This is a genomic window from Stenotrophomonas sp. YJH_SMC_120, from assembly GCF_059368675.1.
Genome location: NZ_JCAFRY010000003.1, coordinates 14,190 through 34,733, shown reverse-complemented (window position 1 = coordinate 34,733; position 20,544 = coordinate 14,190). Strand labels below are relative to the sequence as shown.

The 20,544-nt window shown below is 66.7% G+C and carries 10 protein-coding genes and 1 riboswitch; of the genes, 5 read left to right on the top strand and 5 right to left on the bottom strand.

The window, feature by feature from the left end; translation table 11 throughout:
* Window positions 1–2: 2 nt before the first annotated feature.
* A complete protein-coding gene (locus AC5P60_RS06190) occupies window positions 3–1,430 on the bottom strand; it encodes a DcaP family trimeric outer membrane transporter (RefSeq protein ID WP_005411660.1) in 1,428 nt (475 codons plus the stop codon).
* Between the two features lie 245 nt (window positions 1,431–1,675).
* On the opposite strand from AC5P60_RS06190, the gene acs reads away from it, so the two are divergent.
* From acs to AC5P60_RS06175, 3 genes are all read left to right on the top strand, one after another.
* A complete protein-coding gene (gene acs / locus AC5P60_RS06185; RefSeq protein ID WP_483693424.1) occupies window positions 1,676–3,619 on the top strand; it encodes an acetate--CoA ligase in 1,944 nt (647 codons plus the stop codon).
* Window positions 3,620–3,698: 79 nt separating this feature from the next.
* Complete coding sequence (locus AC5P60_RS06180) at window positions 3,699–4,364, top strand: response regulator transcription factor (RefSeq protein WP_005411662.1); 666 nt, start codon at window positions 3,699–3,701, stop codon at window positions 4,362–4,364.
* Window positions 4,365–4,597: 233 nt separating this feature from the next.
* Window positions 4,598–4,687: riboswitch (yybP-ykoY riboswitch) on the top strand.
* An 88-nt stretch (window positions 4,688–4,775) separates the two neighbouring features.
* Window positions 4,776–5,351 carry a manganese efflux pump MntP gene (locus tag AC5P60_RS06175; RefSeq protein ID WP_033835355.1) on the top strand — a complete coding sequence of 192 codons (576 nt, stop codon included), beginning with the start codon at window positions 4,776–4,778 and terminating at the stop codon, window positions 5,349–5,351.
* Window positions 5,352–5,507: 156 nt separating this feature from the next.
* Here the strand turns inward: AC5P60_RS06175 and AC5P60_RS06170 are convergent, their stop codons facing one another.
* The gene (locus AC5P60_RS06170; RefSeq protein WP_483693425.1) at window positions 5,508–8,954 is read right to left on the bottom strand and encodes a hybrid sensor histidine kinase/response regulator; all 3,447 of its coding nucleotides are present in this window, start codon (window positions 8,952–8,954) and stop codon (window positions 5,508–5,510) included.
* A gap of 135 nt (window positions 8,955–9,089) precedes the next feature.
* Window positions 9,090–11,237, bottom strand: coding sequence for a S46 family peptidase (locus AC5P60_RS06165; protein ID WP_483693426.1), 2,148 nt, complete (start codon window positions 11,235–11,237; stop codon window positions 9,090–9,092).
* 127 nt (window positions 11,238–11,364) lie between these two features.
* Between AC5P60_RS06165 and AC5P60_RS06160 the strand changes: the two genes are divergently transcribed.
* Both AC5P60_RS06160 and AC5P60_RS06155 read left to right on the top strand, forming a co-directional pair.
* The gene (locus tag AC5P60_RS06160) at window positions 11,365–13,053 is read left to right on the top strand and encodes a molecular chaperone HscC (protein ID WP_164207756.1); all 1,689 of its coding nucleotides are present in this window, start codon (window positions 11,365–11,367) and stop codon (window positions 13,051–13,053) included.
* The gene (locus AC5P60_RS06155; RefSeq protein WP_483693427.1) at window positions 13,050–14,663 is read left to right on the top strand and encodes a J domain-containing protein; all 1,614 of its coding nucleotides are present in this window, start codon (window positions 13,050–13,052) and stop codon (window positions 14,661–14,663) included. Before AC5P60_RS06160 ends, AC5P60_RS06155 begins: the two co-directional genes overlap by 4 nt.
* A 19-nt stretch (window positions 14,664–14,682) precedes the next feature.
* Here AC5P60_RS06155 and AC5P60_RS06150 read toward each other — a convergent pair whose 3' ends face one another.
* Both AC5P60_RS06150 and AC5P60_RS06145 read right to left on the bottom strand, forming a co-directional pair.
* Window positions 14,683–18,540, bottom strand: a complete 3,858-nt coding sequence (locus AC5P60_RS06150) for a translocation/assembly module TamB domain-containing protein (RefSeq protein ID WP_495201711.1) — start codon at window positions 18,538–18,540, stop codon at window positions 14,683–14,685.
* The gene (locus tag AC5P60_RS06145; protein WP_005414924.1) at window positions 18,537–20,333 is read right to left on the bottom strand and encodes an autotransporter assembly complex protein TamA; all 1,797 of its coding nucleotides are present in this window, start codon (window positions 20,331–20,333) and stop codon (window positions 18,537–18,539) included. Before AC5P60_RS06145 ends, AC5P60_RS06150 begins: the two co-directional genes overlap by 4 nt.
* Window positions 20,334–20,544 lie beyond the last annotated feature (211 nt).

The following is a 20,544-nucleotide window of genomic DNA, read 5'->3' as shown; positions in this document are numbered from 1 at the left end:
TCTTAGAAGCTGTACTTCGTAGTGAACTGCAATCGGGTGATGTCACCCTTGTTGCCGTTCTCCACTTCGCGACGGCCGTACATCAGCTCGGCGCCGATATCGACCTTGGGCAGCGGCGAGTAGAAGATGTTGCCGCGGATGCTCTGCACGCTCTTGGTCACCAGCGGGCCCAGGATGCTGTCGTTGTCGTAGTCGCTGCGCGCATAGATCAGGTTGGTGCGCAGCTTCGGCGAGAACGCATGCCGCCAGCCCACGTAGCCGGCCAGCACGCCGGTCGGGTTGAGCTCGTCGCGGGCCACGTCATAGGCGCTGTCGGCGGTGATGCCCAGACCGATGTAGCGGGCGATGCCTTCGCCGCCGGTCAGCTGGTAGTGCAGCGAATCGCTGTCGCCCATCACCCATTTGCCGCCCAGGGTCAGGCCGCCAGCCACCTTGTCGGCCTTGGCGCCGGTGGCCTGGTTGTCGACCTTCAGCTGACGGACGATGCCGCCGACACCGAAGGTGCCCCAGTCACCCTTCCAGCCATAGCGCAGGGTCAGGTCAGGCAGGCTGCCACGGTCGGAGTTGGCGCTGGTGTTGGTCCAGGCGCCGGTGACCGGGTTGCGGGTACCGGTAAGGGTGGTGGTTTCCGGGTTTTCCAGCGCGACGCTGAAGCCACCCTGGGTGTAGCGCACCTGGGCCTGGCGCACGAAGATCACGCCGTCGGTGGGCCCGACGAAGTCGACCGCTTCGGGCAGCGCGGCCGCGTCCATGAAGTTGGACCAGGTCTGGCCTGCCATCCAGTTGTTCCAGTACATGTAGGCGTGGCGCAGGGTCACACCGTAGGTATTGGTGGCGGTCTGGTTGCCCAGCGAGTTGCCGAAGAAGTCCATCTCGAAGAACGCACCGGCCTTGTTGCCCGATTCGCTCACGTTGTCGATGCCCAGGTTGAATCGCGAGAACTTGGCATGGGCGTTGAAGTCGGTGCCCGAACGCTTGCCGCTGCCGCCGGCGCCTTCCACCGGGGTCTGGCCCGGCAGGTACAGCGAGCGGCCGGTGGCGTCGTCGGCCAGCTGGCCATCGCTGGTCTGGGTGGCCAGGAAGTCGGCCTTGATGAAGCCGCCGATCTTGACCGTGGTACCCGGCGCGGCGCCCGGGGTGATGGTGGTGACCTGGATCGGCTGCTTGCCGGCCGGCACCGAAGCAACCGGCTTCTGCCCGGCCTGCACCGTGCGCACTTCGGTCACCGCCTGCTGGGTCTGGCTGATCTGGGTCTGTTGTTGTTGCTGCGAAGACAGCAGCAGCTGGACCTGGCGTTCCAGTTCGGCAACGCGTGCTTCCAGTGCCTTCTCTTTGGCGGTCTCAGCGAACGCCATGCCCGGTGCGACCAGGGCGACCAACAGGCAGGCCGCCAAAGGTGTGCGCACGGCTTTCAACGTACGGTGGCTCATGTTGCCCTCTCTCCCAAGTGGCAAGGTGATGCCGCGCGTGGGGCACGGTCGAGCCGAGACTGCGGGGCGATTATGTATAGCGGCTATTCGCCATTGGTCGAACCCGGCCCTGCTGGGCGCTCACTTTCGACCATGGTCTAACCAGGGTGGTGACGCGGCCGGGGGTGGATGGGGCAAACTGAGGGGGATCGGTCGCTGCGATGCTGCGACCGCACATACAAAGTCAACGTGCAAGTGAGGGTGCCATGGCTGATATCTACCCCGTCGATCCGCAGTTCGCCGCCAAGGCACGCATCGACAAGACGTCGTACGAACAGCAGTACCAGGCGTCGGTGACCGACCCGGATGGTTTCTGGGGCAAGGCCGCCGAGCGCCTGCAATGGATGCGCAAGCCGACCAGGATCAAGAACGTCAGCTACGACCTGTCCGACTTCCACATCAAGTGGTTCGAAGATGGCGAGCTCAATGCCAGCGTGAACTGCCTGGATCGCCAGCTGGAAACGCGCGGCGACAAGACCGCCCTGCTGTTCGAGCCGGACGGCCCGGATGCACCGGCCCAGCACGTGACCTACCGCGAGCTGTACGAGCGCACCTGCCGCCTCGGCAATGCACTGCGCAATCTCGGCGTCAAGAAGGGCGACCGCGTCACCATCTACCTGCCGATGATCGTCGACGCCGCCGTGGCCATGCTTGCCTGCGCGCGCATCGGTGCGATCCACTCGGTGGTGTTCGGTGGCTTCGCGCCGAACTCGATCGCCGACCGCGTCAGCGACTGCCAGAGCAAGCTGATCATCACCGCCGACGAGGGCCTGCGCGGTGGCCGCAGGATTCCGCTGAAGGCCAACGTTGATGCCGCGCTGAAGCTGCCGGGCACCAATACCGTGGAAACCGTGCTGGTGGTGCGGCACACCGGCGGTGCGGTGGACATGCAGGCCCCGCGCGACCGCTGGTTCCACGATGTGGTGGACAGCCAGCCGGCCACCTGCGAACCGGAACGCATGAACGCGGAAGACCCGCTGTTCATCCTCTACACCTCCGGTTCCACTGGCAAGCCGAAGGGCGTGCTGCACACCACCGGCGGTTACCTGCTGTACGCGGCCTACACCCATGAAGCGGTGTTCGACCTGCGCGAGGACGACATCTACTGGTGCACCGCCGACGTCGGCTGGGTCACCGGCCACAGCTACATCGTGTACGGGCCGCTGGCCAACGGCGCGACCTCGCTGATGTTCGAAGGCGTGCCGAACTACCCGGACACCTCGCGTTTCTGGAACGTCATCGACAAGCACAAGGTGACCATCTTCTACACCGCCCCGACCGCCATCCGCGCGCTGATGCGCGAAGGCGAGGAGCCGGTGAAGAAGACCTCGCGCGCCTCGCTGCGCCTGCTCGGCAGCGTCGGCGAGCCGATCAATCCGGAAGCCTGGCGCTGGTACTACGAGGTGGTTGGCGACAGCCGCTGCCCGATCGTCGATACCTGGTGGCAGACCGAAACCGGCGGCATCCTGATCTCGCCGCTGGCCGGCGCGATGGATCTCAAGCCGGGGTCGGCCACCCTGCCCTTCTTCGGCGTGCAGCCGGCGCTGGTCAATGCCGATGGCGAGATCCAGGACGGCCCGACCGAGGGCAACCTGATCATCCGCGATTCCTGGCCGGGCCAGATGCGCACGGTGTACGGCGACCACCAGCGTTTCATCGATACGTATTTCCGTACCTACCCGGGCAGCTACTTCACCGGCGACGGTTGCCGACGCGACGAGGACGGCTACTACTGGATCACCGGCCGCGTCGACGATGTGATCAACGTGTCCGGCCACCGCATCGGCACCGCCGAAGTGGAAAGCGCGCTGGTTTCGCACCCGAAGGTGGCCGAGGCGGCCGTGGTCGGCTTCCCGCACGACGTCAAGGGCCAGGGCATCTACGCCTACGTCACCCTGGTGGCCGAAGAGGCACCGAGCGATGAGCTGCACAAGCAGCTGATTGCCTGGGTGCGCAAGGAGATCGGCCCGATCGCCACGCCCGACCACCTGCAGTGGGCACCGGGCCTGCCGAAGACCCGCTCGGGCAAGATCATGCGCCGCATCCTGCGCAAGATCGCCGAGAACGCGCCCGACCAGCTTGGCGACACCTCGACCCTGGCCGATCCGTCGGTGGTGGCGTCGCTGGTGGACGAACGCAAGGTGCGCTGACGTACGACCAGGGTCGGATCCCTTTCCGCAAGGAAAGGGCTCTGACCCCATCTGCTTTCCCTCACGGTTCCCCCCGACCATGACCACCCTCCTGATTGCCGATGACCACCCGCTGTTCCGCGAAGCCCTGCGCGGCGCCGTGCAGCGGGTCATCCCCGGCGTGCAGCTGTTCGAGGCAGACAGCGTGGAAGCGCTGTACGCGCTGGCCGACCAGCACAACGACGCCGACCTGGTCCTGATGGATCTCAACATGCCCGGTGCGCAGGGTTTCAATGCACTGGTGCACATGCGCTCGCTGCATCCGCACCTGCCGGTGGTAGTGGTGTCCGCGCGCGAAGAGGCGACGGTGATGCGCCGCGCGCTCGACCACGGCGCGCTGGGCTTCATTCCGAAGTCTGCGGATTCGGACACCATCGGCCACGCACTGGGCACCATCCTCGATGGCGAGACCTGGGCGCCGCCGGAAGCGCACAACGTGCCGCCCACCGAGCGCGAGGAACGCGAAGTCGGCCAGCGACTGCGCGAGCTGACCCCGCAACAGTTCCGTGTGTTGCAGATGCTGGGCGCAGGCCGCTTGAACAAGCAGATCGCTTACGACCTCAACGTCTCCGAAGCGACGATCAAGGCCCACGTCACCGCCATCCTGCGCAAGCTGGGCGTGACCAACCGCACCCAGGCCGTGCTGATGGCCGGCAAGCTGGCGATCGACGACGACGCCATCGTGCTGCCGCCGGAAGAAGACTGACGGTAGTGCCGGCCGCTGGCCGGCAATCGCCTTCAGCCCCTGAAATCACCCGAAACCGCTTCGGTAGGTGCCAAGCTTGCTTGGCACGCTCTCGCCGTTGCGCATGCCGGCCAGCGGCCGGCACTACCAGGCACCGCTGCGCCCGCGATATAGCCTTCGCTATACAAACCAGCCGTGCCTGCGCGTTTCGCTGGAAATGCGCCACGCGCGAATCGCGATGCTAAGCTTCGCGTCCCCTTGGGGAGTAGCCGGATTCCTTTGCAGGAATCGTCCACGTCAACATACTCGGCCGGTGCGCCGTGGCGTGGACAACCATGATGGTTGGCGAGACCAGCGGCCCGCGCGCGCAACGTCAGGTTGGGCGCGAGCGCAGGCCGTGCGTCCGTCCTGGCCCAACCTCAGCAGCTGCCCATGTCCCCCATTTCGATCCTCCTGATCGGCTTTGCCATGTCCACCGATGCCTTCGCTGCGGCGATCGGCAAGGGTGCGGCCATGCGCAAGCCGGTGTTCCGCGATGCACTGCGGGCCGGCATCATCTTCGGCGTCATCGAGGCGATCACGCCCATCATCGGCTGGCTGCTCGGCCGCGCCGCGCTGCAGTACGTCGAAGCCTTCGACCACTGGATCGCCTTCGGCCTGCTCGGCGCACTGGGCATCCACATGATCTACAACGGCCTGCGCCCGGAAAGTGCCGACGAGGACGAAGACCCCTCCCAGCACCATGGCTTCTGGAAGCTGGCGTTGACCGGTTTCGCCACCAGCATCGACGCGATGGCGGTGGGCATCGGCCTGGCCTTCATGGACGTGCATATCGGCGTGATGGCCGCGGTCATCGGCCTGTGCACGCTGACCATGGTCACCGTCGGCATCATGCTCGGCCGCGTGCTGGGCAGCATGGTCGGCAAGCGTGCCGAGATCATCGGTGGCGTGATCCTGGTGATCATCGGCGCGACGATCCTGTACGAGCACCTGCACGGCGTGGGGTAACGCTTCCGCGATTACGTGGTTGCCGGCCAGCGGCCGGCACTACCTGACGTCACATCCACGCATGGCGTGGATCTACTGCCAGGCCGATGAAGCTTTGGTAGATGCCAGGCTTGCCTGGCATGGTTTCACGTCGTGGTTGCCGGCCATCGGCCGGCACTACTGCGCGTCGCGCAGCGCGCCGAGGAAGGCGCGCAGCGAGGCCGGCTTGATCGGCTTGGTCAGCACGCGATAGCCACGCTCGCGCGCCATCCGCTTCAGCTCGTCGCGACCATCGGCGGTCAGCAGCGCACCCGGCAGCGGGTAACCGGCGGCTTCGCGCAGGGCCACCAGCGCGTCCAGGCCATCCATGCGGTCGTGCAGGTGGTAGTCGACCAGCATCACCTGTGGCCGTTCGGCCACCTTCTCCAACGCCTGATTCACCGTCGATGCCGTGATCACCTGCACCTGCCAACGGCCGAGCAGTGCGCGCATGCCGTCGAGGATCTCCTCGTCGTTGTCCACGCACAGCACGCGCAGGCCGGCCAGCGAATCGCTGCGCACCGGCGCGGCGACGGCCTGTACCGGCGCGGCCAGTTCGGTGTAGCCCGGCAGCGGTGCGACCCGCGGCAGGATGATCGAGAACATCGACCCTTTGCCGACCCGGCTGCGCGCATTGAGGCGATGATCGAGCAGGCGCGAGATGCGCTGGCAGATCGACAGGCCGAGGCCCAAGCCCTGCTCACCCCAGTCGAAGGGCTGCTGGTAGCGGTGGAACTCGTCGAAGATCTGCCGCATGTGGTGCTCGGGAATACCGGGACCGGTATCCCAGACCTGCAGCTCCACTTCGTCGCCGCGCTGGCGCACGGCCAGCACGATGCGTCCCTGGCGCGTGTAGCGCAGCGCATTGGCCAGGAAGTTCTGCAGCACGCGGCGCAGCAGGCGGCGGTCACTACGCACCCATGCCGGTCGCGCGAACAGGTCCAGGCGCAGGCCACGGCCGGCGGCGACCGGGGTGTACTGCGCGGCCAGTTCGCGCATCAACGCACTCACGTCGAACTCGCCGATCACCGGGTGCAGGCCACCGGCATCCAGCCGCGATACGTCCAGCAGGCCATCGAGCAGCTCTTCGGCCGCACGCAACGACGCATCCACACGTTCGGCCAGGTGCTTCTGCTCATCGCTCACGTGATCGCTGTCGCGCAGCGCGGAAGCGAACAGGCGTGCGGCGTTCAGTGGCTGCAGCACGTCATGGCTGATCGCCGCCAGGAAGCGGGTCTTCGACTGCTGCGCGACCTCGGCCTCATGCGAACGCTCGGCCACGCGCTGTTCCAGCGTTTCGTTGGCTTCCAGCAGGGCCTTTTCCGCGTGCTTGTAGTCGGTGATGTCGTTGTAGCTGGTCACGTAACCGCCGCCGGGCAACGCCTGCCCGCGCATCTCGATCACCTTGCCGTCGCTGCGGGTGCGCTCGAACACGTGCGGCGAACCAGCGCGCATGTAGCCGATGCGTCGGTTGATCTGCACTTCGATATCACCCTCGCCCAGCTCGCCGCGCTCGGCGTTGTAGCGGATCAGGTCGGCCACCGGGCGACCTACGTAGAGCATGCCGTCGGGGTAGCCGAACATGTCCTGGTAACGACGATTCCATGCGGTCAGGCGCATGTCCGGATCGACCACGCTGACCCCGGCGCTGATGTTCTCCAGCGTGGTCGACAGGATCTCGCGGTTGAAGCGCAGTTCCTGCCCGGCTTCGTCCAGCACCGCCACCACTTCGCCCAGGTCCATGCCCGAGCCGCGCAGCAGGCTGGTCAGCAGCAGGCGCGCCGAGGCCGCACCAATCGACGCGGCCAGCAGGCGTTCGGTGAACTGCACCCACGGCCGGTCGGCCGGCGCCGAGGATTGCAGCTCGCGGCCCAGCGACTGTGCCTGCTCGAAGAACGAGCGCCGCGCATGGCGCTCGCCGACCACGCGCGAAGCCAGTGCCAGCAGGTCGCCCACATGCACATGACCGGGCCAGCCACCGGCCACCGACGGGCGCTCGGCATACGGGTCGAGGAACGGCGCGGCGCGCAGCCGCTCGTCCACACCGGGCCGCCAGCGTGCGGACACCAGCATCATCGTCGCCGCATTGACCAGCAGCGACCAGAACGTGCCATGGGTGAGCGGGTCCCAGCCGGTCATGCCGAACAGCTGCTGCGGGCGCAGCCACTCGATGCCGAACGGGCCGTGCTGCACCCAGCCAGCATCGACCCAGCCGGCCATGGTCATCGCCGGCAGCAGCAGGGTGTACAGCCAGGTGGCGAAGCCCAGCAGCATGCCCACCTCGACACCACGCCGGCTCGCGCCGCGCCAGTACAGGCCACCGATCAGCCCGGGCGCGAACTGCGCCACTGCCGCGAACGCCATCAGGCCGTACGAGGCCAGCGTGCTGTCGTTGCTGCTGGTGCGGTAGTAGCTGTACGCCATCAGCGCCAGCAGCAGGATCGCCAGGCGGCGGATCCACAGCACGCGCGAGGCAACGTCGGCGGCTTCCTGATGGTCGCCACTGCGGCGCAGCAGCACCGGCATCACCAGGTCGTTGCTGACCATGGTGGCCAGCGCAATGGACGACACGATGACCATGCCGGTGGCGGCGGAGAAGCCGCCCACATAGGCGATCAGCGCCAGCGCGTTGCGGCCTTCGGCCAGCGGCAGGGCCAGCACCATCGAGTCGTCGGCGACGCTGCCGCCGGTGCCGAACAGGGTCACGCCGGCGGTGGCGATCGGCAGCACCATGCCCGAGATCAGTACCAGGTAGCCACCGAACATCCAGCGCGCGCGGCGTACGTCGCGCACGTCACCGCACTCGACCACGGCCACGTGGAACTGGCGTGGCAGGCAGATGATGGCCAGGAAGCTGAGCAGGGTCTGCGAGATGAAGCCCACCGGCGGCAGGCCGGTGAACAGCGTATGCACCGACTCGACCACCGCATCGGTGCGGTTGCTCAGCCACAGGTAGGCGAACACGCCCACGGCCAGCATCGCCAGCAGCTTGATCACCGATTCGAAGGCGATCGCCAGCATCATGCCGTGGTGGTGCTCGGTGGCGTCGACCTGGCGGGTGCCGAACAGGGTGGCGAACAGCGCCATCAGCAGCGCCACGTACAGCGCCGGATCGGTGAAGAAGCCGGTCGGGCCGCTGTTGCCGGTCAGCACCTGCAGGCTCATCGCCACCGCTTTGTACTGCAGGGCCAGGTACGGAATGATGCCGATCAGGGCGATGATCGCCACCAGTGCGGCCAACCGCCGCGAGCGGCCGAAGCGCGAGGAGATGAAATCGGCGATGGAGACCACGTTCTGGCTGCGGGCGATCAGCGCCAGGCGTTCGATGATGCGCCAGCCGAACAACAGCAGCAGCAACGGACCGATATAGATCGGCAGGTAGCCGATGCCGTTGCGCACGGCCGTACCCACCGCGCCGTAGAAGGTCCACGACGAGCAGTACACGGCCAGCGCCAGGCTGTACACCACCGGCCGCAGCCACGGCCGGTCGGGATACATCGGCCGGCGGTCACCCCACCACGCCACGCCGAACAGCAGCGCTGCATAGGCAACCGAGACGAGCAGCAAGATCCAGCTGGAGACCACGCGTGCGTTTCCGTCGGAAGAACCCGCAGTGTAGGCCAGGCATGGCCGGGGGTGCGGGCTCGTTGGGAGCAACCACCCCCACCAAGGTGGGGGCCTACGCGGTGCGGGCCACGACCGTTGGTCGTGGCCGGCTTCTTATTGGGCCGGCACGCCCATTTCCTTCAGCAGCTCGGGCGCCGGGTAGACCTTGGCCAGCAGCCAGCGCAGGTAGCGCATGTCCACGTGCACAGCGCGCTTGTAGCGCGGATCGAACCACCAGCTGGCGCTGACCGATTCCCAGTTGCTGTCGAAGTTCAGGCCGATCAGTTCACCCTTGGCGTTGAGCACTGGCGAGCCGGAGTTGCCGCCGGTGGTATCCAGGTTGGTCAGGAAGTTGACCGTCTGGGTCTTCAGCGCCGGGTCGGCGGTGCTGCCGAAGTCACCCTTGGCAATCGCCGCCAGCAGCGGCTTGGGCGCATCGAACGGATAGGCGTTGGTGTTCTTCTCGACGATGCCGGCCACGGTGGTCACCGGCGAGTAGGTCACGCCATCGCGCGGGTGCAGCGCCTCGACCTTGCCGTAGCTGATGCGCAGGGTGCGGTTGGCATCCGGGTACACGGCGCGGCCCTGCTTGGCACGCCAGGCGAACAGCGCCTGCATGTAGGCCGGGCGCAGGCGCAGCTGCTCGCCTTCGCGGGTCTTGCTCTCGTTCTCGATGCGCAGCTGCGCGGCCACCAGCGGGCCGGCCACGGCGATCAGCGGATCGGCGGCCAGCGCCTTGCCTTCGCGTGCGGCAGCGAAACGCGACAGGCGCTGCGCCTCGTCACCCAGCTGGGTGCCCGCATACAGGGTGTCCAGCGCCTTGGCCAGCTGCTGCGGGGTACGGCCGAAGGCCGCGTCGAACTCGGCCACGCGCTGCGCGTCCGGCAGCTGCTGGTAGCGGGTCAGCAGGGTGGTCAGCAGCGCCTTCTCGACCTCCGGTGCGTAACGGCGCTGGACCTGCTTGAGCACGCCTTCGATCATCGCTTGGTCGCGCTGCTGGTAGCCGCTTTCGCGCTGCGCGTCCGGCTTGGCCGATTCGATGCGCAGGCGCTCCAGCAGCAACGCCGAACGCAGCAGCTGGCTCTGCGCGGCCATCTGCTCCAGCAGCAGGTCGCGCTCGCCCACCGCCGCGCCCTGCGACAGGTTGGCCAGCAACGCCTTGATGTCGCCCTGGTACTTGCGGTCGGTGGCAGCGAGCATCGCCGTCTCGTCGGCGGCACGCTGGGCCTTGGCGTCGCTGCGCAGCAGGCCTTCCAGCTCACCGGCAGCGCGCTTGCGGTTGTTCTTCAACGACTGCAGCTGCGAGGCGTAGCGGGTGCGCGCCTGTGCATCCTTGGCGCTGGCGGCCTCGATGGTGTCGATCATCTGCTGGAACACCGATACGCGGCGCGGCAGCACGGTATCGATCTGGCCAGCGAATTCGGCCGCAGTACGATGGCGGTAGGTGATGCCCGGGTAACCGGCCAGCATCGCGTAGTCGCCTTCCTTCGGGCCTTCCACCGACATCTGCAGGTGTGCCGGCGCCTGGTAGGGCACGTTGTCCTTGCTGTAGGCGGCCGGCTTGCCGTCCTTGCCCACGTAGGCGCGCAGCAGGGTGAAGTCACCGGTGTGGCGCGGCCACATGAAGTTGTCGATCTCGTCGCCGTAGTTGCCGATCGCGCGCGGCGGCGCGTACACCAGGCGCACGTCGCTCAGTTCCAGCTGGGCGATCCGGTAGAAATCGGTGCCGTAGTACATGTTGGCCACCGAGCAGCGCACGCTGCCGTCCTTCTCGCACTCGGCCACGATCTGCTTGCTGGCCGCGTCCACGGCGTCGAAGTAGGCACGGCCGGTCTTGCCACGGGCCTGCGCCAGCACCTGGTCGGTCACCTTGTCGAAGCCGACGGTAACCAGCACGCGGAAGTCCGGGTTGGCCGGGCGCTCGTCGGCACGGCCGTTGGCGATGAAGCCACCAGTGATCAGGTCGTGCTCGGGCGAGCTGTTGTACTGGATCACGCCCATCGCCACGTGGTGGTTGGTCAGCAGCAGGCCGTCGGCGGACACGAACGAACCGGTACCACCACCGGCGCGCACCACGGCGCTCAGCGGCGGCGCGGTGACATTGGCCAGGTCGGCTGGATTGCCCTTGAAACCTGCGGCCTGCAGCGGCTTGGCCAGCTCCGGCAGCTGCGTCGGCATCCACATGCCTTCATCGGCGTGGGCACCGGCGGCGAGGGTCAGGCCCAGGGCCAGGGCGGTGGGAAGGGCTTTGCGTGGTGACATGAGGCAATCCGGTACGACAGAACAGCCCGGGACCATAGCCCGTGGGGCGCTGTCGGGCAACGCCCGATGGTCAGGGGGTCGGGGCCACTCCTACAATCGCGGTTCCCTGCACAACGGACGTCAGCAGATGATTGTTGGAATCGACCTGGGCACGACGCACTCACTCATCGGTGTGCATTCGTCGGATGGACCGCGCCTGTTCCCCAATGCCCATGGCGAGCTGTTGACCCCGTCGGTAGTCAGTCTCGACGGCGACGTCGTGCTGGTGGGTGCTCCGGCTCGCGATCGCCTGATCAGCCACCCTGACCGGAGCGTGGCCCATTTCAAACGCTGGATGGGCAGCAACCGTGAAACCCGGCTGGGCGATCGCGTATTCCGTCCCGAGGAGCTTTCGGCGCTGGTGCTGCGTTCATTGCTGGCCGATGCGGAAGCCGTGCTCGGGCAGAAAGTGGAAGAAGCGGTCATCAGCGTGCCTGCGTATTTTTCCGACGCCCAGCGCAAGGCCACCCGCGCCGCCGGCGAACTGGCTGGCATCCGGGTCGAGCGCCTGATCAACGAACCCACCGCCGCCGCGCTGTCCTATGGCCTGCAGCAGCGCGAGGAGGAAGCTCGGGTGCTGGTACTGGACCTTGGCGGTGGCACCTTCGATGTCTCCATCCTGGAGCTGTTCGAAGGTGTGGTGGAAGTCCATGCCAGCGCCGGCGACAACTTCCTTGGCGGGGAAGACTTCCTGCGGGTGCTCGAGCAGGCGTTGCTGGCCGAACAGGGCCTGCGGGCGGCCATGATCGCCCCGGGCGAACGTGCACAGCTGCTGCGCCGGCTGGAACTGTTCAAGCGCGAACTGAGCCAACAGGGCAGCGGCCACCTGCAGTTCAACCTGGAAGGCCGCGAATTGGACTGGCAGCTGGATGAGGCACGCTACGCGCAGTTGTGCGACCCCCTGCTGCAGCGCATGCGTGCGCCCATCGAACGGGCCATCCGTGATGCCCGCCTGAAGCCGGAGGCGCTGGACGACATCGTGCTGGTGGGCGGTGCCGTCCGCATGCCGATGATCAGCCGGCTGGTGACCCGCATGTTCGGTCGCCTGCCATTGCGGCATGTCAACCCGGACCAGGCCATCGCCATGGGCGCGGCCGTGGCGGCCGGCCTTAAAGCGCGCGACCAGTCACTGCGCGAAACCGTGCTGACCGATGTCTGCCCCTATACGTTGGGCATACAGGTGTGCCGTCGCGATGCATCCGGCCAGGAGCGCGGCGGCTACTTCCATCCGATCATCCAGCGCAACAGCGTGGTGCCGGTCAGCCGCGAGGACGATTTCTGCCCAATCAACGATGCACAGACACAGCTGGTACTGGACATCTACCAGGGCGAAAGCCCCACCGTGGACCGCAACATCAAACTGGGTGAAATCCGCATTCCGTTGAAGGGAAAGGGCCCGGCCCAGGAAAAAAGCGTGACTGCCCGCTTCACCTACGACGTCAACGGATTGCTGCAGGTGGAGGTGACCGAACATGCCAGCGGGACCCGGCATGAGCTGATCCTGGAACAGAACCCCGGCCTGCTGTCACCGGACGAGATCCAGCAGCGGCTCGCGGCACTGCAGTCATTGAAAGTGCATCCGCGCGACGATCAACCGAACCTGGCCGTAGTGGCCCGACTGGGTCGGCTTTACGAAGAGTGCCTCGACCAGCGCGATACCCTGCAGAGATGGCTGTCGCAGTTCCATGCTGCGCTGGAGAGCCAGGACCTGGCCCGTATCGAACGCCACCGCGAGGAATTGACCCACGCCATGGATTCGCTGGAGATCGATGCATGAGGCGGGGGCTGGACGTCCTCGAACTGGACGAGGATGCTGACGAGCGGGCGATCAAGCGAGCCTACGCCAGGCTGTTGCGGGTAACCCGGCCTGACGATGATCCGGTTGCGTTCCAGCACCTGCATGAGGCTTACCAGTCTGCGTTGTCATGGGTGAAACAACGCGATCAGCCCCTCGACATCGATCAGGACAAGCACGCCTTGCCGCCGATGCAGGATCCATCGCTGGAACCGGCGTCGCGTGCACATATCGATGCGATACACGCAGCGATCGCGCTGGATCGCCAGCTGGAGCAGGAACGCGGGCCATACGGCCATGACCCTGTCCGGATCGTGCAGACCACACCGATGCCGCCAGCCGACACCGGGTTGGACAAGGTGGTAGAGCCGTCGCAGAGCGATCCGCACGGGCCTGACGCGTTACCAACGGCGCACGCCCTGGCACCGCAGCCCACGCTCGCGCCTGCTGGCGACGGCGAGCGATCGCCACTGCGTTCAGTGGATCAGATGGTCGCGGCCATCCTGATCCGACTGGCTGCAGCTGCCCGGGGCAGCGACGATGACACGACCGTGCCCGCGCTGGAAACCTGGCTGCAGGCTCAACCCGAGCTATGGTCCCTGCATGACAAGCCGCTCATCGCGGCGTCCCTGCTGGAGCAACTGCGCGAGGCGTCCCCGCCTCTGCCGCGGGAGGTGGTCGAGCACGTGGCCAGCAGCTTCGGCTGGGATGATATCGGCAACGGACTCGATGCCGAGGATCTGCAGCGGATCGTGCGTCGCTGCGATCAGGCCTGGATGCTCACGGATGCGGGCCGGCAGCGCCTGGCGTGGCATGTTTCGCGGCTGGACACCTCCATCGTGCGCCCGGATATGCGCCCGGTACTGGACCGGTTGCGCCGCCCGCGCAGCCGCTGGCGCAACCTGCTGGAGTCGCTGCCGTGGTCGCGGCCCGACATCACGGTGCTGACGTTGGCGGCACTGCGTTACTGGCCCGATCGTGAGCTGCCGCCAGGCCTGTCCGCCACGCAGGTGGCGTTCTGGAGTCGCTTCGGCAGCCGTCAGGATCCTCTGCGTTCGCAGGTGGCCGCCCTTCGGGCCTGGTTGGCCGGCCTGCTGTGCGGCACGATCTGCCTGGTCGGCGTGATCAACAGCTGGCCACTGGCCTCCACCGAGGGCGGCATGACCGGCGGTGCGAAGGCCGCGCTCAGCCTCGCGATCGGCACGCTGCTGATTCCATTCGGCTGGTACCTGATCTGCGGATTACGGATGCTGATCAGCTGGCAGGTGAACCCGGTTGCGGCTGGAAGCTGGCGGCAGGTCGCCTCGCTTCCAGTTATTGTCGTTGTCGGTGCCGGCCTTCTGCTGCTGTTCCAGCATGAGTCGTTCCCGGATATGTCTGGGATCCTGTTGGCTCGTGGACTGGTGTTCGCGCTCTGGTTGGTGGCATTCATCGGTACCACCACGCAGCGCCAGCGGCTCGGTATGGCCGACCATGGCGCCCTGGACCGCGTCAGCATGATTCCCGGCCTGATTTTTCCCTGGTTGGGGCTGGTGATCGTGCTGGGCTATTGGGCCCGCACCCAGGTGCTGCGGCGCAGATCGCCGCAATGATGCATCCATGTGCGGCGGGTTACTTCTCCCGCCGCCAGTTGATCGAACCACGGTTTTCCACCGTGCTCGACTCCACTTCCACGTCGAAGCCGCGACGCAGCAGGTACTTCAGCGTGATCACCGAACCGGCACCGACCAGCGACACGCCGTAGCCGACGTACAGCTTGGGCGAGATGTACTTCCCAACACCGATCACCGAGCCGCCCAGCGCGCGCGACTGGCTCACGCCGGCATCGTCCAGGCCCAGCTTGGCGCCCAGCTGCGACGCCAGCAGGCCGCTGCCAGCCGAGAGCGCCGCCGAGGCCGCGTTGACCTGCTGGGCCTGGTCGCTGCTGGCACCGGTCAGGCTGCGCCCCAGCACCAGGTAGGCCAGTGCCTCGGACTGCGACATCGCCGGCTCGGACCACACGTCCGCGCGCGGCTGCTGTGCACGCCCGGTCACGTCGATGCCGGCGGTGACATCACCGATCCGGCGCTCGGCACGGATGTTGATGCGCGGGTCGGACACCGCGTTGTAGTTCCAGGTGAGGTTGCCACGGGTGATGGTCAGGTCCTGCCCATACGCCTTGTAGCGTCCACTCACTTCCAGCCCGCCATTGGCGGTCATTTCGCGACCAGGTTTGGCCCAGACCTGCATCTTGCCGGTCAGTGCGCCCTTCAGGCCGAAGCCGGTCATCTTCACCTTGTCACCGAGGCTGACGGTCAGGTCCATGTCCAGTGGCGAGGTGCGCGACTCTTCCGGGTCGGCCGGGTCCAGCACCACCACGTCCTCGGACACCGAGGTGCCACGATCCAGGCGTTCGAGATCGATGTCGGCCTCGGGCACGTGCACGGTGCCGCGCAGCTCCATCGCCGCCTTGGCCAGGGTGAAGTCGAGGTTGGGGTTGGCGACGATGCGCAGCTCGCTGGTGTTGGACAGCAGCACGTTCTCGCCGTGGATCTTCAGCTGAAGCGGCTGTGCATCACCAAACCACGACAGGCCACCATCCACGTACAGCGTGCCCTGGCCCGAGTTGGCCTGCGCGATGATCTTTGCCGAACCGTCGGGCTGGGCCACGAAGCTGCCCTTGCCCTGGTCGAAGGTCAGGCCCAGCGCGGGGAATTCGCCCTTGAAGTTGCTCAGCTGGGCGTCACCGCCCAGCGATGGCTGGCCGCGCGTACCGCGCAGGCTGACGTGGCCCTCGATCAGGCCGGTCGGGCGCACGATGTCCGGCGAGAACAGCTCCAGCCAGTAAAGTCGCGACATGTTGAGGTAGAGCTCGCCGTTCAGCGGCGCACTGGCCTCCCAGCCGGTCTGCATCCTGGCATCGACGAAGCCGTTGCCCTGGAAGCCCATGCCCAGGTAGCCCTTGATGCTGGCCGGGGTCATGTCGAGCTTGAGCGAGAACTGGTCATAACGCACCAGCTCGCCGCGGGTGGTATCCCCCACGGTGTTGCGGTTCTCGCCCAGGCGCACGCCGCCTTCCTTCGAGCGCACCTCTACATGGCCTTCCCAGGCATTGCCGCGCGGGCGGATCTGCGCGTCCAGGCTGACATCGCCACGCAGGTAGATGCGGCGGCCGGACTGCGGCGGCAGCCACGGCTGCACCAGCGCCAGCGGCAGCGCATCACTGCGCACCACCAGGCCCTCACGCGGCCAGTTGGCCTGTGCGCACAGCGCGCCGCTGCTGGCCGCGGCCAGGCAGGCTTCGGACAGGGTGTAGGTGCTGCCGTTGATCGCGAACGCCGCCGGTGCACGCAACGACCAGGCATCGCCCTTCACCGGTGCGATACGCAGCGACGCCAGTTCGCCGCGCCACTGCGCGCCCTGCTGGCGGACGCTGCCCTGCAGCTCGATAGCGCCCATCTCGTTGCGGGTCTGCGCGGCCAGGCGCAGGTTGGAGACACTGCCCTGCGCATCCACGTTCAAGCGTTCCAGCAGCATGCCGGCGTTGACCTGCTGGCCCTGCACCGCCAGCGTGCCGCTGTCGCCGCGCCATGGCAGGTGGCCCTTGATGCTCACGCTCTCGGCGCCGTAGCCGTCCCAGTTGAGGTTGTTGCCGACCAGGTCGGCAGTGATGTCCGGCGCATCGCGCGGGCCCTTCACCTGTACCTGTCCACGCAGGCCGCCATCGGCGCCGGGCAGCAGATCGCTCAGCTGCAGCGGTTCGAAACGCGCGTCGATGTCGAGGCGATCACCCACCTTGCCCGACGCGGTCACCCGGCTGCTGCCCAGCGACAGCTTTAGATCGCCCTGGCCCTGCGCGCCCTGCAGCGCGAACTTGCCCTGTGCGTCGAGATTGCGCTGGCGCAGGATGCCCTTCAGCGACGGCAGGTCGACGGTGGCTTCCAGCGTGCCGGCCGTGCCCGGCGGCGCGTTTGCCGGCGGCGGCAGCTGGCGGCCCTTGGAGGCCAGGTTGCCGGACAGGCGGCCGTTCCAGCCCGGCACGAAATAGCCGGGGTCGAAGTCCTTCAGCGTGGCCTTGGCATCCCAGTCCAGCTGCGGTGCCCACGCCACCTGGCCTTCCACCTGCAGCTGCCCACCCGGCGTCTGCGCCTGCAGCTGGTGGATCGACGCGGCCTGGTCATTGCCGCGTACGTCGAACTGCAGCTGTGCCTTCTGCTTTTCGCGTTCGACATCGGCACGGCCGATCGCGGCCCACGCCTTCAAGGTACCGGCCAGGCCGAAGCGCGCTTCCTTCAGGGTGACCGGCACCGGTGCGCTGCCGGCCGTGTTCGGATCGGGCGCCGGCACGTAGGTCAGGTCATGGGCGACCACCGAGAAATTGAGTTTCTGCTGGTCTTCCTGGCTGAAGTCGGCGGTGCCTTCCAGCCGTGCCTCACCGCCAAGCCCTTTCACCAGCAGGGGCGACACCTTCAGCACCTGGTCCTGCAGCGACACCACCGACGGTGCCAGCTCCAGCTCCTGATCACCCTGCTTCACCTTGCCACGCAGGTTGGCGTTGCCGCCCTTGCCAGCCGCGGTGAAGTCCAGTGCGAGTGGTGCGATCGCCGAGCTGGCCAGTGCCGGCGACAGCAGCGCCAGATCCAGTTCGTCGCTGCGGATGCTGGCGCTCCAGCTCGGATCGGTGCGGCCATCGAACACCAGCATCGCGTGCAGCGGCTTCGGCGCGCGCCCGGCTACGGCCACTTCCATGTGCGCCAGGTCACCGCGTGCCACCAGCCCCACCGTCGCTGCGGTACGCCCACGCGGGGCCGGCAACACTGCGGTGACGGTCACGTCGGTGTCGTAGTCCTTGGCCGGGATGTAGCGGCCCTGGGCGGTGAAATTGCCCATGTCGCTGTCCACGACCAGTTTGTGCGCCTGAAGCTCGCCGTTGGCGATCTCGATGCCACCCCGCACACGGCTGATGTCGATCACCGGCTCGTTGGCCTGGCTGATGCGGAAGCCGTCGATGGCAATGGCATCGGCCTGGATCGCCAGCGGCATTTCGATCTGCGGCAGCGAATCGGGCCACGACGGCAGCTTGAACGGCTCGTCACTCTTGGCCAGGTTCAGCGTCGCGTTGGTCAGCTCCAGCTTGTCCAGCAGCAGCTTGCGGCCCAGCAGCGGGCGCAGGTCCGGCTCCAGGTGCGCGCGCTCGGCGTGGAAATGGATGTCGTCGTAGCGGAAGTCGACGTTGTACAGGGTCAGCGGACCGGCCACCGGGCCGTCCACCTTGTCCCAGGTGAAGCTGGCGCCCACCGGCAGCCGCGCCACCACCTGTGCCAGCAGCACATCGCGGCCGGCCACGGTCTGCAGCAGCCAGTACACCGCCAGCAACGCCAGCAGCACCAGGCCGATCACGCCCACGCCGGACCACGCCCAGAAGCGGCGGCGGCGGTAGAAACGCACGCGCGGCGGCGGCGTGTTCGGGGTGGGTGCGGGCGTGCTCACAGGTCCGCTCCGATGTTGAGGTAAAGCTGGAACTGCGAATCCGGATTGTTCAGGCCATGCGCGATATCCACGCGCACCGGGCCCACCGGCGATTTCCAGCGCACGCCGAAGCCGACGCCGGTGTGCAGATCAATGGTGTTGTCGAATGCGCTGCCGGTATCGACGAACACCGCCGCGCCCCACGGGCCGCCATTGAAGTAGTGCTCGTACTCGGCCGAGCCGATCACCAGGTTCTTGGCGCCCAGCGCGTATTTGTCGGGTTTGGGTGTGCGCGGGCCGACTTCGCGGTAGGCGTAACCGCGGATGCTGCGGTCACCACCCGCGAAGTAGCGCAGGCTCGGCGGCATCGCCACCAGATCGCTGGTCCAGGTGGTACCCCCCTCGCCGCGCAGGATCAGGCGGTTGCTTTCACCCACCGGGATGTACCAGCGCAGCACGGCGTTGGCCTGTACGAAGCTGGTGTCCGAACCCGCGCCCTCCACACCGGCGCGCATCGTCGCAGTACCGCTGATGCCCTTGCGCGGGAACATCTCGTCGTCGACGTTGACGTAGTCGGCAACCATCTGCGGGTACACCAGCGTCGAGGTGTTGTAGACGGCATCGGTGAATTCAGTGCCGGAGGCATAGCGCCAACGCTCGCGCAGTGCGTTGATCGAGGCGATCGCGGTCCAGTGCTCGTTGATCTCGCCGCTGCGGCTGGCGATCAGCTTGAAGTTGCGCAGGTCGATGTAATCGGTCTGCTCGTCATACGCACTGGCGGCGAAGGTGTACCAGCCGTCAAGCCAGTTGAAGGCGGGGATGCGGTAGCTGGTCACCAGGCTCTTGCGCTTCTGCGCATAGTCCAGCTGCGTGTTCATCTTGTGCCCGCGGTTGTTCAGGAACCGCCGCTCGATGCCGCCGCGCACACCCGGGCCACTCTCGCTGCCATAGCTCAGACCCGCGGTATAGATGGTGCGCTTGGCGCGGGTCAGCTTCACATCCACCGGCACTTCGCCGTTGGCATCGGCCTGGTCGGGCCGTGGCTGGATGTCGATCACGCTGAAGTAGTCCAGCTTGGTCAGCGACTCGCGCAGCCGGTCCAGCTTGCCCTCGTGGAAGTAGCTGCCCTGTTCCCAGTACACCAGCGGGTCGAACAGCTTGTCGACGAAGTAATCCTGCTCGAAACGCACCGGCCCCATGTTGTAGCGGCGGCCGCTGTCCCAGGTCAGGTCGATGTCGGCTGCGTTGTCGGCGCGGGTGATCTGCACCTGGCGCTGGGTGTAGTCGGCATCGAAGTAGCCACGCTCGGCCAGGCGACGGGTGATGGTGATCTTGCTGGCTTCGTACTGCGTGTGCTCGAAGCGCTGGCCCTTGCGGGGCTTGAATGCGGCCAGGTCATCCTGCAGGTACTGGTCATACATCGCCGGCCCGGTGATGTCGATGTGCTCACGGCGAACGGTCACCGGGGTGCCCTTGTCGACATGGATCAGCACCCGCACATGCTCGTCCTCACGCGGCGCCTCGACCTTGATCACCGGGTTGTAGTACCCGAAGGGTTCCAGTGCCTGGCGGGTCTGCCGCTCGGCCTGTGACAGCAGGTACTCCAGGCGCGATTCGCCCTGTTCCTTGCCGATCGTGTCGTACAGCGACAGCGATTCCTGGATGTTCTCGATGATTGCGGCGTCGTCGCCCTTGTCCAATCCCTTGATGTCCACCTTGTCGATGGTGCCGCGCGCGTGGGCCACGGAGGTGGCGGCCAGCGACAGGACCATCAGCGGCAGGGCGTATTTCTTTGGCTGCATGCGGCACAGCATACCGACCGAAGGTGACGATGCGAAATGCATCACGTCATTCGGGATCGGTTGTTAAGTGGCGGTCAAAATACGCGCCTTTGGGGCGATCCTCGTGATCGCAGGCGAGGATGCCGGCATCCTGCGCGATGCCGGCAATGATCCCGATGGACATCCGCCGACAGTGTTCCGGTAGTGCCGGCCGCTGGCCGGCAATCCACAGGTCGATGCGATG

Coding starts and splice junctions, on each gene's coding strand:
- AC5P60_RS06190 (WP_005411660.1), bottom strand. CDS start 1,430: ATGAGCCACCGTACGTTGAAAGCCGTGCGCACACCTTTGGCGGCCTGC.
- acs (WP_483693424.1), top strand. CDS start 1,676: ATGGCTGATATCTACCCCGTCGATCCGCAGTTCGCCGCCAAGGCACGC.
- AC5P60_RS06180 (WP_005411662.1), top strand. CDS start 3,699: ATGACCACCCTCCTGATTGCCGATGACCACCCGCTGTTCCGCGAAGCC.
- AC5P60_RS06175 (WP_033835355.1), top strand. CDS start 4,776: ATGTCCCCCATTTCGATCCTCCTGATCGGCTTTGCCATGTCCACCGAT.
- AC5P60_RS06165 (WP_483693426.1), bottom strand. CDS start 11,237: ATGTCACCACGCAAAGCCCTTCCCACCGCCCTGGCCCTGGGCCTGACC.
- AC5P60_RS06160 (WP_164207756.1), top strand. CDS start 11,365: ATGATTGTTGGAATCGACCTGGGCACGACGCACTCACTCATCGGTGTG.
- AC5P60_RS06155 (WP_483693427.1), top strand. CDS start 13,050: ATGAGGCGGGGGCTGGACGTCCTCGAACTGGACGAGGATGCTGACGAG.
- AC5P60_RS06145 (WP_005414924.1), bottom strand. CDS start 20,333: ATGCTGTGCCGCATGCAGCCAAAGAAATACGCCCTGCCGCTGATGGTC.